Source organism: Pseudomonas sp. J380 (genome assembly GCF_009827115.1).
Lineage (GTDB): Bacteria > Pseudomonadota > Gammaproteobacteria > Pseudomonadales > Pseudomonadaceae > Aquipseudomonas > Aquipseudomonas paracarnis.
On sequence record NZ_CP043060.1, the window covers coordinates 1,848,084 to 1,862,657 of the forward strand.

The 14,574-nt window shown below is 58.0% G+C and carries 11 protein-coding genes; 5 read left to right on the forward strand and 6 right to left on the reverse strand.

Features of this window, described 5'->3' with window-relative positions; all coding sequences use genetic code 11:
• The first annotated feature begins 584 nt into the window (after positions 1 to 584).
• The 4 genes from rhtA to FXO12_RS08155 all read left to right on the forward strand — a co-directional run bounded on the left by rhtA (position 585) and on the right by FXO12_RS08155 (position 3,372).
• The gene (rhtA, locus tag FXO12_RS08140) at positions 585 to 1,472 is read left to right on the forward strand and encodes a threonine/homoserine exporter RhtA (protein ID WP_034127259.1); all 888 of its coding nucleotides are present in this window, start codon (positions 585 to 587) and stop codon (positions 1,470 to 1,472) included.
• Positions 1,473 to 1,635: 163 nt separating this feature from the next.
• Entirely contained in the window at positions 1,636 to 1,917 is a 282-nt protein-coding gene (locus FXO12_RS08145) for a hypothetical protein (protein ID WP_003190182.1), read from the forward strand.
• A 98-nt stretch (positions 1,918 to 2,015) separates the two neighbouring features.
• Positions 2,016 to 2,747 carry an SDR family oxidoreductase gene (locus tag FXO12_RS08150; protein WP_057978097.1) on the forward strand — a complete coding sequence of 244 codons (732 nt, stop codon included), beginning with the start codon at positions 2,016 to 2,018 and terminating at the stop codon, positions 2,745 to 2,747.
• A 34-nt stretch (positions 2,748 to 2,781) separates the two neighbouring features.
• On the forward strand, positions 2,782 to 3,372 hold the full coding sequence (locus FXO12_RS08155; protein ID WP_032901924.1) for a 2-hydroxychromene-2-carboxylate isomerase: 591 nt from the start codon (positions 2,782 to 2,784) through the stop codon (positions 3,370 to 3,372).
• A 37-nt stretch (positions 3,373 to 3,409) separates the two neighbouring features.
• Here FXO12_RS08155 and FXO12_RS08160 read toward each other — a convergent pair whose 3' ends face one another.
• The 5 genes from FXO12_RS08160 to FXO12_RS08180 all read right to left on the reverse strand — a co-directional run bounded on the left by FXO12_RS08160 (position 3,410) and on the right by FXO12_RS08180 (position 12,769).
• A complete protein-coding gene (locus tag FXO12_RS08160) occupies positions 3,410 to 5,218 on the reverse strand; it encodes an aminopeptidase P family protein (RefSeq protein ID WP_057978099.1) in 1,809 nt (602 codons plus the stop codon).
• Between the two features lie 49 nt (positions 5,219 to 5,267).
• Complete coding sequence (locus FXO12_RS08165; protein ID WP_057978101.1) at positions 5,268 to 6,428, reverse strand: cysteine desulfurase family protein; 1,161 nt, start codon at positions 6,426 to 6,428, stop codon at positions 5,268 to 5,270.
• A 236-nt stretch (positions 6,429 to 6,664) separates the two neighbouring features.
• Entirely contained in the window at positions 6,665 to 8,035 is a 1,371-nt protein-coding gene (locus FXO12_RS08170) for a DUF1552 domain-containing protein (RefSeq protein ID WP_057978103.1), read from the reverse strand.
• Between the two features lie 2 nt (positions 8,036 to 8,037).
• Complete coding sequence (locus FXO12_RS08175; RefSeq protein ID WP_232458711.1) at positions 8,038 to 12,114, reverse strand: DUF1592 domain-containing protein; 4,077 nt, start codon at positions 12,112 to 12,114, stop codon at positions 8,038 to 8,040.
• Between the two features lie 385 nt (positions 12,115 to 12,499).
• The gene (locus FXO12_RS08180) at positions 12,500 to 12,769 is read right to left on the reverse strand and encodes a hypothetical protein (protein ID WP_057978106.1); all 270 of its coding nucleotides are present in this window, start codon (positions 12,767 to 12,769) and stop codon (positions 12,500 to 12,502) included.
• A gap of 263 nt (positions 12,770 to 13,032) precedes the next feature.
• Between FXO12_RS08180 and FXO12_RS08185 the strand changes: the two genes are divergently transcribed.
• Positions 13,033 to 14,136 carry a sigma-54-dependent Fis family transcriptional regulator gene (locus FXO12_RS08185; protein ID WP_057978108.1) on the forward strand — a complete coding sequence of 368 codons (1,104 nt, stop codon included), beginning with the start codon at positions 13,033 to 13,035 and terminating at the stop codon, positions 14,134 to 14,136.
• Here FXO12_RS08185 and FXO12_RS08190 read toward each other — a convergent pair.
• Positions 14,125 to 14,490 (reverse strand): antibiotic biosynthesis monooxygenase, encoded by a 366-nt coding sequence (locus FXO12_RS08190; protein ID WP_034127271.1) that lies wholly within the window; start codon positions 14,488 to 14,490, stop codon positions 14,125 to 14,127. The two genes, FXO12_RS08185 and FXO12_RS08190, sit on opposite strands and share 12 nt — an antisense overlap.
• Positions 14,491 to 14,574: the final 84 nt, after the last annotated feature.

A 14,574-nucleotide genomic window follows, 5' to 3' on the forward strand; every position in this document is an offset into this window, starting at 1 on the left:
TCGCGGAGTAACTTGTGATGCTGATAATCTTGTTGACTATCAGTCTGACTCCACAAGCACCCACACGAATTGCTTGATTCAGTTGTTAAAGAGCGGTTGGTTAAGATCTTTCATCTCAACCGAGGCGCGCATTCTACAGCAGCCTCATTTGCTGTCAAGTAGTTATTTTCAGAAGCTTTCGAAGATTTCGAAGATTTCTTCAACAACTTCAACCACTTGCGCTTGCGATCTCTCGTAAGCGGGAGGCGAATTCTACAGCGTTACACGCTGCTGTCAACACCTCTTTTTCAACTTCCTTTTGGCTTCGATGAACTGAAGCAACTTGCTGCCGAAAACTGCATAACTCATTGTTTACCAAGGAGTTTTCCGTTTCGACTGCGCCGGAAGTGGGGCGAATTATAGGCTTCCAGAATCTGTCGTCAACACAATTATTCGGTTTTTCTATCAAATACCTCAAAAACCCGATATTCCCACTATATAGATAGCTACAAGTCAGTACTTGAGCAATATATTGCTCATTCACTGACAGGCAAGCATCATAGCGCCACGTATTTATCGATCATGACTTCGGAAGAACTACCGCAATGACCACTCCACCTCGCAGCCTGGCAACCGCATTGTTTCCGATCGGCCTGCTATTGATCGCCATGGCGTCCATCCAATCCGGCGCGTCATTGGCCAAAAGCATGTTTCCTATTGTTGGCGCACAAGGCACGACTGCTCTGCGTTTGATTTTCGCCAGTGTGATCATGCTGGTGCTATTACGCCCATGGCGCGCCACGCTGACAGCCAAGTCCTTGCGCACGGTGATCATTTACGGGATGGCGCTGGGCGGCATGAACTTCCTCTTCTATATGTCCCTTCGCACCGTACCGCTGGGGATTGCCGTAGCACTCGAATTCACAGGCCCGCTTGCCGTCGCTATCTATGCCTCGCGCCGAGCTGTCGACTTCCTGTGGATTGCCCTGGCTATCATCGGCCTGCTGCTGTTGATTCCGACGGGCGAGGCCAGTAGCGGTATCGACTGGGTCGGCGCGGCGTACGCACTGGGCGCAGGCGGATGCTGGGCCTTGTATATTTTGTTCGGCCAAAAGGCTGGGAACGACAATGGTGTTCAGACCGCCGCACTCGGCGTAATGATTGCCGCCCTGTTCGTCGCACCGATCGGCATCGTGCATGCGGGCGCCGCGCTGCTGACGCCCGCCCTGATCCCTATCGCCATTGGCGTCGCGATTCTGTCCACCGCCTTGCCCTACACCTTGGAGATGGTCGCACTGACTCGCCTCCCCGCTCGCACCTTCGGCACGCTCATGAGCATCGAACCAGCGTTCGGCGCCCTCTCCGGCCTGCTCTTTCTGCATGAGCACTTATCCCTGGCCCAATGGCTGGCCATCACCTGCATTATCCTGGCTTCCGTAGGCGCCACGTTGACGATGCGCAACGAATCCAAACCACTGGTGCCTGCCGACTGATCATCTTTAAAGCCAGCTCTGGTATTTGCCGCTCATTTAGGCCATGTTTAGTCCGTAACCGAATGTCATTCATGGAGAATTTCGACACGGACAGCATGAACGCTTCGCTCGAGAGCGAGTAAAGCGGCTCTGTTATTTTGCAGGGCGGCTATTAAGGATGGGAATGAAACGAATTTTGATACTGTTGCTGGTTGTGGGCATCGCTGGCTGTGCTGCAACCACAAAAACAGAAGTGAAACGGGGTAAAAAAGGGCTGCATATCAACTGTTCGGGCCTGTCCTCCTCCTGGGACCAGTGCTACACCAGTGCAGCCAATTCATGCGGTGCCAAGGGCTACCGGGTGATAGCCAAATCCGGCGACAACTCCGAGGAGCCTGGGGACTATCCCTTCGGCCTCAACCCTGCCGGCTATACCAGCCGCAGTATGATCGTCATCTGCAAATAGCTGCCCGAGCAGTCTTTCCTGACTGCTCATCTTAAATTCCGGCCAATTGCGGCACGAAGGCTAAACTCCTGCTCGATCATCGAGCCAATGGAGTTCCCATGCCGCACAACAAGAAAATCGTATTAGTAGTGGGTGCCGGTGACGCAACCGGCGGCGCCATAGCCAAACGCTTTGCCCGCGAAGGCTACATCGCCTGCGTCACCCGTCGCAGCGCCGACAAACTGCAGCCCCTGGTAGAAAGCATTCAATTGGCAGGCGGTGAAGCCCATGGTTTTGCCTGTGATGCCCGCAAAGAAGAAGACGTGATCGCACTGGTCGAGCAAATCGAAACCGAGCTGGGGCCTATTGAAGCGTTCGTCTTCAACATCGGCGCCAATGTGCCTTGCAGCATTCTGGAAGAAACCGCACGCAAGTACTTCAAAATCTGGGAGATGGCGTGCTTCTCCGGCTTCCTGAACGCACGGGAAGTCGCCAAGCGCATGGTCATGCGTAACCGCGGCACTATCCTGTTCACCGGCGCCACCGCCGGCTTGCGCGGAAGCGCGGGGTTTGCCGCCTTCGCTGGCGCCAAGCATGGGATACGCGCGCTGGCACAAAGCATGGCGCGGGAGTTAGGCCCGATGAACATCCATGTCGCCCATGTGGTGGTCGACGGTGCCATCGATACCGACTTCATTCGCGAGAACTTCCCGCAAAAATACGCCCTCAAGGATCAGGACGCCCTCCTCAACCCGGACCATATTGCCGACAACTACTGGTTCCTGCATCGCCAGCCACGGGACGCCTGGACGTTCGAACTGGACCTGCGTCCCTGGAACGAAACCTGGTGACTCCCTCTATAACAATAAGTAGTGAGTACAGACCATGAGTAAAACCCTGGAGTTCTTCTTTGATCTCGGCAGCCCCGCCACTTACCTGGCCTATACCCAGTTGCCGGCGCTGTGCGCCAAAACGGGCGCACAGGTGGTGTATCAACCGATGCTGTTGGGCGGTGTATTCAAGGCCACGGGCAATGCCTCGCCGATCATGGTACCCGCCAAGGGTCGCTACATGCTCGATGACCTGGCGCGTTACGCCAAACGCTACAACGTGCCGCTCAGGTTCAACCCACACTTTCCCATCAATACCTTGGTGCTGATGCGCGCCGTCACCGGCATTCAAATCCACCAGCCTGAGCGCTTCCTCGACTTCATCGACTGCCTGTTCCGCGCACTCTGGGTGGAGGGCCGTCACCTGGGCGACCCAGAGGTCGTGGCCAATGTGCTCACCGAACAGGGGTTCGATCCCGAGCAGGTACTGGCCCTGTCCAATGATGCAGCCGTCAAGGACGCTCTCAAGGACAAAACCGAACAAGCCATTAAGCGCGGCGTGTTCGGTGCTCCCAGTTTCTTTGTAGGAAACCAGCTGTTCTTCGGCCAGGACCGTCTGGACTTTGTACGTGAAGCCCTCAGCTAGATGTTGACTGCAGCCGAAATGCCTTGGCCGCAACCGATCAAATCGCCGCAGTGCGCACCTGCAACCATTCAAGCGCTGCCCCCTTGAGCAGCGGGCTCAAACGCTCACGCACCTGGGCGTGATACGCGTTGAACCATTCGCGCTCATCCGCCGTCAGCAACGACGGCTCCAGGCAGCGGCTATCAATCGGGCACAGGGTCAGGGTTTCGAACTTGAGAAATTCGCCAAACTCGGTCTTGCCCGCTTCACGGTTCAACACCAGGTTCTCAATGCGCACGCCCCAACGGCCAGGGCGATAAGTACCCGGCTCAATTGAAGTGATCATCCCTGGCTGCATCGCCGTTTGTGGCGCCGCAGCAGCCTGATAAGCAATGACCTGCGGACCTTCATGCACGTTGAGGAAATAACCTACGCCATGGCCTGTGCCGTGACCGTAGTCGACGCCTTCTGCCCAGATCGGCGCACGGGCAATGGCATCCAGCAACGGTGAAAGAATGCCCTTGGGGAACTGCGCACGGGACAGAGCAATCACGCCCTTGAGCACTCGCGTGCAATCGCGTTTCTGCTCCTCACTCGGTGTACCGACAGGCACCATCCGCGTGATGTCCGTGGTTCCGCCCAGGTACTGGCCGCCGGAGTCGATCAACAGCAAGCCATCACCTTCGATCAGCGCATGCTCCTCTTCGGTGGCATGGTAATGCGGCATCGCGCCGTTGGCGTTGAAAGCGGCAATGGTGTTGAAACTCAGCGATACATAGCCGGGCCGGCGGGTACGCGCAGCGGTCAGGTGCTCGTCAATCGTCAGTTCGGTAATGCGTTCACGGCCCAGGGCGCTGTCGAGCCAGGCAAAGAATTCGCACAGCGCCGCCCCATCCTGCTCCATGGCTTGGCGGATATGTTCCGCGTCCGCCAGGCTCTTGCGGGATTTGGCCAGTGTGGTGGGGTTGAGGCTTTCAACCAGCTTGACGCCCGCGTCGAGGTTTTCCAGCAAGCCGGCGGTGACGCGGGCGGGGTCTACTTGCAAGCTTGCGCCCGCCGGTACCGCTCGCAGCGCTTGCGCCACCTCGCTGTAATCACGCAGGGTCACGCCATCCTGCTCAAGCACCACCCGCAGTTGCGCATCGACCTTGCCCAACGCCACAAACAAAGTGGCCTGTTGCTGATTGATCAAGGCAAAGGACACAAACACCGGATTGAACGAAACATCAGCGCCGCGCAGGTTGAATAGCCAGGCGATGTCATCCAGCGTCGCGATGAAATGCCAATCGGCGCCCTTGTCTTTCAAACTGGCACGCAAAGCTGCCAGTTTCTCGCCACGACTGACGGTGGCTTGGGGCGGCAGGTGCTGATAAATCGGCTGGTTCGGCAACGCCGGGCGGTCTTGCCAGACTTCATCGAGCACATCGATATCGGTACGCAGACGCGCGCCACGCTCGGCTAATTTGCCACCCAGGGTACGTGCCGAGGCCACGGCCATGACCGCACCGTCCACCGCCACCACGCCACCCTCAGGGGTTTGCTCGGCCAGCCACTCCAACGGTCCAGGCTGACCCGGTTGCAGCTTCACCAACTCGATACCGCTGCCCTTGAGCTCCTTGGTCGCCTGTTCCCAATACCGGCTATCCGCCCAGACCCCGGCAAACTCCGCCGTGACGATCAGGGTGCCCACCGAACCATGAAACCCGGACAACCACTGGCGCCCTTGCCAGTAACCCGGCAAATACTCGGACAAGTGCGGGTCCGCCGACGGCACCAGCAGGGCGTGAATGCCTTCGCGGCGCATCAGTTCACGGGTATGCGCCAAGCGCTGGGGAACCGTTCCATGGGTCAAAGGCTGCGTACTCATTGTGTCTCCTGCTAACCACTAATAATTGTTATGTATTGCAAATGAAGTATCAGACAGCCCAGAACGCTGGTGCGCTGGCCTGTACCGTCTTGATCAATTGCACAGCTTCGTCGATATCCCGCTCGGTGGTGAACCGGCCCAGGCTCAAGCGAATAGTGCGACCAGCGCTGCGGGCATCATGCCCCAGGGCCACCAGGACGTGGGACGGTGCATTGCTAGCCGAATTGCACGCTGAAGTCGCCGAAAAGGCAATGCCCGCACTCAAGGCGGCAGCGTTGAATTCGCCTTCGCTGAACGTCAGGCTGAGGGTGTGGGGAATACGCTGGGTTGGGCTGCCATTGAGGCGTACTCCGGGAATCGACGCCAACTGCTCCAACAAACGTTCACGCAAGGCCACGATCTGCGCCTTTTCCTCAGCAAAGTACGCCGCCGCCAGAGCGAACGCCGTGCCCATGCCCGCAATCTGATGCGTCGCCAGGGTGCCCGAACGCAAGCCACCTTCGTGGCCGCCGCCATGAATCTGCGCCAACACTTTCTGTTGCGCACGAGGCCCAACGTACAGCGCGCCAATGCCTTTTGGGCCGTAGAGCTTGTGGGCGGAAAAAGACATCAAATCCACCGACCACTGCGCCAGGTCAATGGCAACCTTGCCCGCCCCCTGTGCCGCGTCCACGTGAAACAGCGCGCCCTGCTCACGCACCCGCGCGCCGATAGCCGGAATGTCGTTAAGGGTGCCCAGTTCATTATTGACCAGCATCAAAGACACCAGAAAGGTGTCCTCACGCAATGCCTCACTGACAGCCTGAACGCTGATCAAGCCATCGGCATCGGGCACCAGATAGGTCACAGCCACGCCGGCTTCCTGCAACTGCCGCGCGGTGTCGAGTGTGGCTTTGTGCTCGATCTGGCTGGTGATGATATGCCCACCAGCCAGCCCTCGCGCCTGGGCCACCCCTTTGATCGCAAGGTTGTTGGACTCGGTGGCACCGGAAGTCCAGACAATTTGCTCAGGCTGGGCGCCGACCAATTCGGCTACTTGCCGTCGCGCCTGCTCAACCGTTTGCCGGGCCGCCTGGCCGAATGCATGGGAACTGGACGCAGGGTTGCCAAAATTGGCATTGAAACCCAGGCACTCGACCATCGCCTGGATAACTCGCTCATCCACTGGCGTGGTGGCGGCATAGTCGAAATACAACGGACGTTTATTCATGGCGTAAAACTCGCAGAGCGTGTTCCCGAGAGCGGCGTCCCGGGGGCATCGAACAGAACAGAGGTCGTCAGGTTTAACTGATCGAGTGCCATTGAAGAAGAACCACGTGATGTAAATGTGCGTAGGAACGCTCCTGATTTTCAGCTTAACAGGCTCAAAGGCGATTGGGTGCAAATGCAAAAAGCCGAAAAATCCGCCATACGGAATTTTCGGCTTTTAGTGCAGCGCCAGGCGACTCAAACGTTAGTAAACAACCCGCTCACAGGATCGATGTTTCCGTTGTAGGGCACAACGGTTCCGGCTGCCCGGGCGATGGTGGCCCAGATTCGCTGCATATCGACCATTTTATTGCCAATGACCGGGTTGCCTTCTTGTTGACGATCACCCTGGGCCGTGATGTTGAAATAGCGTCCTGCGCCATCGCCGCTCTTCAACAACCCGCTGGCCCCGCCCATCAGTACCAGCGGCATATCCTTCGTATGCTCCGGGGCACCATCGGCCATCTCGCTGGTGAATACCACAAGCGTGTGTTCAAGCAGGCTGTCACCCGGCACATCGGGATCGGCATGCTTCGCCAACTCGTCCATGAACAACTTGGCTCGCTGGGTATACCACTGCCGGGATCGTTTCCATACGTCCAGCCCAGCATAACGATGGGCGCAGTCATGGGGGTTGGTCACATTACTGACGTCCAGGATATTGAGCGACTCCGCCGAGCGCCCGACTTGAATCGTCGCTACACGCGTGATGCCACACCCCAGCGCTGTGGCAACCACCTGATGGTGGTGATGCTGTACCTGGTTACGAAATTCCGCAGATTTGAACGGCAACGTGTCCATCTGCAAAGGCGAACATTCGCCAATGGGTGGCAGAGTTTCTTCCATGTCTTTCATGACCTGCTCAACCGAATCAAGCTGCATATCTAGCTTCTGCTTTTGCGCCCCCGCAAGCCTGCCTCGCAGCTCGTTGATATCCGCCAGCACCGGATCAAATACATGCATGTTTCGCACCTGCTGCTCGCGCACCTCACGACTGACCGCGCCAAAGATTTTCTCGTACATCAACACCGGGTCCTGCTCAGGCCTGCGCATTGCGCCGCCATTTTCCGGCCCTTCCCAGGATACCTGCCAGGCGGTCCCGTCAATGCCTGAATGCGGTCCGGCAAAAAGACTCCGCTGGGACGGATCGGTCCCCGGCATATGCCGGCCAAGCAACACATCAATCGACGCCATCTTCTTCTCACGGTCGCGCAACGCCCAAGTCCAGCCGTTATGGCCTTCATTGCCAGGGCCCAGAATCGTGCCACGCAGGTACAAGGACTGGTCTTTATAGGCCGCAAGCTCCTGGCTGACCTCGTTGAGCTGGAAGTCGGAAGTGTCCAAAGCTTCGGCAGCAGGATGCCAGAGGCCTCGACCATCACTGGAATAGGCGGTTGCAGAGTCGACTGCCAGGCCATCAGGTACCACAAAGAAAACCACTTTTAACTTGGCCTGCTGGTTTTGCCCGGCCAAGGCCATGCGCGCCAGGCCACACTGGGTGAGCGGGCCGAACACACCTACCGCAGCCAGGCCGGCCAGAAAGCGACGACGACTTTTCAAGATATCCATGATCAATCCCTCTGCGTCTTGAATTGGAACGCGCTGGAGGTACCCAGCGTGCGCAGCATCCCTGGTAATGAGCCATTGCCCTTCAGCCCGTCGACCAATGCCTTGACCGTTGCGGAAGTGGACTCGTCGGATTTGTTGCCCGAAGCGAAACGGAAATAGCTATCCGCCATGCAGAACAGAGACGCCGAGTTGTGCGCGATCAGCTTGGAAATACCTCGCACATCGTCGATAGGCACCGCGCCATCAACCCCAATGAACGGACCGGACGCTTTGATCGGCAACTGCACAGGGAACTGCGCGTAGTTATAGGCAGGCTCCTGCTGGCGATAGCGCCCGGCAGCGTCGTAATGCTCCATCGATGCGCCGGTGTCGTTCATGTACTGATGGCACTGCCAGCAACGCCCTCCCGAAGCCTGCTCACCATTAATCAGGTCCCAGCGTTCACGGGTACTGATCGCACGTGCAGGGTAGGCCGGCTCTGTGGGCTCGGCTTCGACCGGCGCCCCAAACTCCCGGCAGAAAAGCTGCTCGCGAATGGCAATGCCGCGCTTGACCAGTGAGGTGACCTGATAGTCAGAGGTAGAGGCCTGAAAAAGCCCCAAGTGCAACAAGCCACCCCGTTTCTCATCCACGGCGACTTTGTGCAGCGTGTCACCGGTTACGCCGCCGATACCGTAGTGTTCGGCCAGAGCCTTGTTGAGGAACGTCACACCGGGGTTGAACAGCTCGTCCAACGTCCCCTTGCCGTCGAGCATCACGTGACGGGTCAACAGGGCCTGCTCCTGGGTCATCAACTGGATCATCTGTGCGCTCAGGCCGGGCTTCTCCTGCACCCCGCGCTGAGTCTTGATGTAGTAACTGATGAACCGATTGAACTGCTCAAGCCCGCGCTCACTGCGCATCATCCGGTCTATTTCTGCGCTGATTTGCTGCACTGTCTGCAACTCGTTGCGCTCTGCCTTGGCCAGCAGTTGCGCGTCCGGAGTGGTGCCTTGATAGGTGTAGGACAATGCGGTTGCGGTCTCATAAGGGGTCAGTTTGTAGACCTCGGCCTGCCGTGCGACAGCCTGGCCCAACTCCGAGCGATACAGGAAGTTGGGCGACAACAGCAGCGCAGCGATCAGCGCCCGCTCTCCGTGCTCATCCAACACCGCCTGATAACGCGACAACTCAGACGGGCTCAGAGGACGGCGGAACACTTGATAACCCAGGGCACTGACCTCAAGGGTACCGGCAGTGGATTTGAAGCGTTTTACACGTTGAGGTGCCACCTGCTCGGCGATCGACACCGCCATGCCATATAGCTGCTTGATGTCTTCAGCCTGCAGCAGCCCTTTGCTGGCTTCACCTGGGAACTTGAAGTCTTTCTCGGATTTATCTGCCGGCAGCTTCTGGGTATTGACCTCCACGCCGAGTATGTCCTTGACACTGGCCGCGTATTCATCGCGCGTCAGCAAGCGCAACTGGCGCTGACCGTGAGCCTCGTTCGGGCTCAGGTAAGGCGCCCACACCACCTCAAACAAATGCTTGCTGATTTCGGTCGCACAGGTGGTGTCGCAATGCCCGGCCACCGGCATGCTCTGGATTTGCCGCACCAACGCATCCTGGCCAGCACTGCTCCACGCCACCGCCATGCGCAGGTTGTTGAAAAACTCCACCGCGTGGCATTTGGTGCAGGATTCGGCAAGCACTGTTTCGCCCAACTTCGCTTCATGACGGTAACTGATAGGTGTCAGTTGCTCGTCCTGGCTGTCCTCGTTGATACGCAGCGCTACCTGTTCCGGCTGTGGCAGCTCCTGTGGGTAAAAGGGATAGATGACCTCGTAATCCCCATAGTCCAGAAGCTCGGTGACACTTTCGCCCCAAGGCACCTGCACCACTTTGGGCTCGGTGCTCGTAGAGCCCTTGAGCTTGAGGGTGAAATGCCAAGTGGAATCCGTTACTGACGCAGGCTTGGGCGGCGCCAACACCGTGATGTTGATATCCAGCTTGATCGGCCGCTCACGGTACTGCATGTTCAACACGTGCTTGTTGTCGTCGGCAGACAAGGTAAGTGAAGTATTGCGCGTCTGTGGAATCCAGTTTTTCACATCATTGAGCCGAACCTGGTAAGTCCCGTAGGGCAAACCCTTGAGCACCAATGCGGCATAACTGTCAGCAGGGTTGAAGGATGCATGGAACTGGCGGGTATTACCGCCCGGCGCAATCAGCGTGCCACTGATCATCTCATTCTCCAGCTCAGGTGCCGGTGCGAGCGCCGGCCGCAGGGTCAACTCTGTGTTCGGCAACCCTGCTGGGTCATAACTGACGCGATAAATCACCCCGGCGACGTCATCGGAGATCAGCAGGCTGTTGTCCGGTAGCGCCAGGAAGTCAGCCGGCCGACCAATGCAGGAGTCGTCCAGGCAATACACATCGAAACGCAGGGGGTCTTGGATAAACCCATTGATCAACGGGATCTGATTGACCACTCGCGTTCCGTCCTGGATCGAGACGAGTCGCACATCCATACCCGGCCGCTCGGCCGTGCCCGCTCCATGCACGGCAACCAGCATATTCTGCGAACGTGTGCGAGCCGGGTAACCACTCCAGAACTTCAGCCCCAGAGGTGCGGTGTTGGTACCCAGCTCGAAAGCGGCAGGCACGTAGTCTTTCGGGTCGATCTGCTGCCGGGACTTATCGGAAACAATCGCTCCCTGAACCAAGGGCGGCTGGATCACCGCCGGGTTGCCAAACTCCTCATCGGTGAAACCCGGCGTGCCTTTGCCAAACAGATAGGGCACACCGAAGTGCTGGTTTGGGCCGCTGATGCGGTTGATTTCGTCGGGGTTGGGGTAGCCCTGGCGGTTGTTGTCGGTGAACCAGATTTCACCGGTCTGCGGGTTCCAGTCGAACCCCACAGAGTTGCGCACCCCTTTTGCAAGAATCTGCGCTTTACCGGTCACGGTGTCATAACGCAGTAACGTGCCGTAACGCGGGTCAGGCGGGATCATGCACAAGTTGCAAGGAATGCCGACGGCGGTGTACAGGCCAGTGTCGGCGGGGTCCAGCGGGTTGAAATGCAAAGGGTGCTTCATATGCCAGAAGCGAGTGCTGGAGCCAGACGCCACGGAAGGCAGAGGAAATGGCGCATCGTCGGCGGGGAATTTGAACACCCGCTCAGGCGAAGGATCCTTGTAATGCGCATCGGCATCGCGCAAACGATAGAGGCCGCCAGTGGTCGAGTAGTACAAATCACCGTCGCGATACACCACTCCGTGCGGCTCCTCCAACCCACTGGCAATCACGTAGATGCCGGTGGGTTTGCCGGCATTGTCCAGGGGCAAGGCATAGATCATATCGGCGATTTTCCCGTCATAGACGTAGGATGGAATCGCACTGGAGCCCACATAGAGCACTTCTTTGCCCATCGCCATCTGCCGAGGCTGTATCAGCCCCTGGGCAAACAATTCAATCTTGACCCCTGGCAGGCCGCTGAGCCTGCCCACCTGCACCGGTGGCCGATACTTCAGGGTGACCGCCTGTTCCTCACCCTCCTCTCGCTGGAAGGAAACGATACGTGGTGTGTTCAAGGGCACAAACCCACCAGCGGGGTTCATCACCAGTTGGTAGTCGCAGGCCTTCAGGTTATCGAGGTGAATGGTTTCGCCGGACTTGGCACTGATCGGGATCTCCTCGGCTTTGCAGCGCAATACGCCAGTGACTACCTGATCGGCCCGCGCCACGCCCGGGGTTGGCTGGCTGATCGGCCCCCGGCCGCTTAACGTGCTGAAGTTCAGGGTCAGACGGTTACCCTGGAAGCCACCGCATTCCCCCAGATCCTTCCAGGCATCGCCCCAAATCTCGACACCATGAGAGGATGGCTGCCCGGGGTTGTAATCGGGCTGGTTGCACCATTGCCAACTGCCCGGCCCGTGCGGCGATTTGTCAGTGTCTTTCCAACATTCAAACTCGTGGGTTTTGTCCTGCTGGTTTTTGTTCTGCACCTGGTCGCCTTGTCCGTAGACGGTCCCAGCTTGGTAGGCAGGTGCCGTACAGGCCGCCGCCGAAACCTCCACACTCAGCAACGCGAAGAACACGCCAGGCAAACTCCAACCACAGCGCGAAACAAGCAAACCCCACCCGATCGACATCCTCATGATCACCAGCCTCAATGGCAGGCCAGGCGTATTTCTATCGAAGAAAGACTGCGCAGTTTCACGATCCCGTCAGAAAGCACCCGGCACGGAGTCACGCGCCGCGAACGGCTGACGCAACCCGAAGTACATTCAATTTGGAATGTCTTGCAATGCTATTCCACAGCGAAACTACGACATGGCACGAAGCCAAAGAGACAGGAAAAATCAGACACTCGACTCAACCATCCGCCTGCATCATGCAGCCGTGATGCGTTGCTAAGGCTAAGTTCTAGCCGACAGATATCAGCTCGTCAAACCGGAAGACGTACCTGTCGTCACCCGGCTCTCAACTCGCACGGCCGCTGCGCTGTGCAGCGCGCTGTGCGTTCATTTCAGCCTGCTGATCAAAGCCAAAGGTTTTCCGTGGCTGGCCAGTCAGGGCAGCACGCTGCTGTTGGTATTCATCAAATGACAACCCGCGACGACTCAACGCTTCCAACGCCAACTGTTTGGTTTCTTCTGCCGTGTAAGGGCGCATCTCAGGCGATGGGTGAGTCGCGCACCCGGCGAGAACAGAGATGACAGACAGTAACGAAATAGCGAGTAGACGGTTCATGGCGGCGGTCCTGCTGGGGAGGTTTCGAGTCAATGAGCACAGGCTACTCCCGCCCCCCTGCCATGAAAAATCAACGCCCGTGATAGTCGCTATCAACCGTTACAGCAGGTTCGATAGCGCTACCTACATATTCATTTTCGATCTATAAATATTTAAATGCATTCGTTTACGGAATAAATTCAACCCTCTATAAATGGCGTCACGTAGCCCGACTGTTCGCTACGCAACCGTTGCCCTGGCGACAGCCCTTCAACGAGGTGCCCATGCAGTTGTTGACCCTACCGCCCTCCTCCGCACTCGCGACCTCGATCCGCGCCACCGCTCAGGTCTTTGAAGACCCTAAATCCCAGGCCTTGCTCAACCACATCCAGCAAGTAGCGCCCAGCGACGCAAGCGTGTTAATCATCGGCGAAACCGGTACCGGCAAAGAGCTGGTGGCGCGCCATATCCACAACCTCAGCGCGCGGCGCAACCGGCCATTCGTGGCGGTGAACTGCGGGGCATTCTCCGAATCCCTGGTGGAAGCCGAGCTGTTCGGCCATGACAAAGGTGCCTTTACCGGTGCCCTGAGCGCCAAGGCCGGCTGGTTCGAAGAGGCTGACGGCGGTACCTTGTTCCTCGATGAGATCGGCGATCTGCCAATAGCGATCCAGGTCAAACTGTTGCGGGTGTTGCAGGAGCGTGAAGTCGTACGCCTGGGCTCGCGCAAAAGCATTGCGATTGATGTGCGCGTGCTCGCCGCGACCAACGTACAACTGGAAAAGGCCATCAACGCCGGGCATTTCCGCGAAGACCTCTACTACCGTCTCGGCGTGGTCGGCCTGGAACTCAGCCCACTGCGCGAGCGCCCTGGCGATATCCTGCCGCTGACCTGGCACTTTATCGAAGTCTACAGTCGGCGCCTGGGCTACGGCCCGATCACCATCAGCCGTGAGGCCGAGCACAAGCTCAAGAGCTACAGCTGGCCAGGCAACATCCGCGAATTGGAAAACGTCATCCATCACACCCTACTGATCTGTCACAAGGGCGTGATAGGGCGCGACGATTTGCGCCTGTCGAACATGCGTATCGAGCGCCAGGACGACAACCCGCGCCACATTGATAACAGCGCCGAAGCCTTGCTGGCGCGGGCGTTTCAAACGCTGTTCGAGGAACATACCGGCGCCCTGCATGAAAAGGTCGAAGACGCACTCTTACGTGCGGCCTACCGCTTCAGCCATTACAACCAGGTGCATACCGCCAACCTGCTGGGCCTGAGCCGCAACGTCACGCGCTCACGCTTGATCAAGCTCGGCGAGCTGGCGGTGAACAAACGTCGACCTGGCGAAAACGTGCAGGGCGGGCGGATGCTGCATTTATCCATTTAGGCGACAGTGCAGCGCGTTGTCATGGCTGCGCTCGAAGCTTTGCAGCACCTGGAACGAACCGAAGGTCACCGCCGTTGCCTGGTGGGCGCGAATCAGCGTCCAGAAATCTTCGCCGCGCTGCTCGAAGAACTTGAACGCCGCCTCGCCATCTGCGCGCGATTGCCATTGCAAGTAATTGAGCACCCGCCGGCCGTCCTCGCTGACCTGCACGCTGGCACTCAGAAAACCATCGTGGCCCTCGGCCAGTCGTTCGCTTTGAGTGGACAAGGCCGCCACCAGGGCATCTTGCTGCTGGGGGTTGATCTGAAACTCGATCAATTGAGTGAAGCCGCGACACTTCTCCGATACCTGCATGAACACTCCCCTCTCGTTGTAGGCAGAATCTTGCGATTCGATGCCACGCAGGGTAAAACCTCTAGTTAAGTCGAGGTCAAGCAC

Coding starts and splice junctions, on each gene's coding strand:
- FXO12_RS08185 (WP_057978108.1), top strand. CDS start 13,033: ATGCAGTTGTTGACCCTACCGCCCTCCTCCGCACTCGCGACCTCGATC.
- FXO12_RS08160 (WP_057978099.1), bottom strand. CDS start 5,218: ATGAGTACGCAGCCTTTGACCCATGGAACGGTTCCCCAGCGCTTGGCG.
- FXO12_RS08165 (WP_057978101.1), bottom strand. CDS start 6,428: ATGAATAAACGTCCGTTGTATTTCGACTATGCCGCCACCACGCCAGTG.
- rhtA (WP_034127259.1), top strand. CDS start 585: ATGACCACTCCACCTCGCAGCCTGGCAACCGCATTGTTTCCGATCGGC.
- FXO12_RS08170 (WP_057978103.1), bottom strand. CDS start 8,035: ATGGATATCTTGAAAAGTCGTCGTCGCTTTCTGGCCGGCCTGGCTGCG.
- FXO12_RS08155 (WP_032901924.1), top strand. CDS start 2,782: ATGAGTAAAACCCTGGAGTTCTTCTTTGATCTCGGCAGCCCCGCCACT.
- FXO12_RS08145 (WP_003190182.1), top strand. CDS start 1,636: ATGAAACGAATTTTGATACTGTTGCTGGTTGTGGGCATCGCTGGCTGT.
- FXO12_RS08150 (WP_057978097.1), top strand. CDS start 2,016: ATGCCGCACAACAAGAAAATCGTATTAGTAGTGGGTGCCGGTGACGCA.
- FXO12_RS08180 (WP_057978106.1), bottom strand. CDS start 12,769: ATGAACCGTCTACTCGCTATTTCGTTACTGTCTGTCATCTCTGTTCTC.
- FXO12_RS08190 (WP_034127271.1), bottom strand. CDS start 14,490: ATGCAGGTATCGGAGAAGTGTCGCGGCTTCACTCAATTGATCGAGTTT.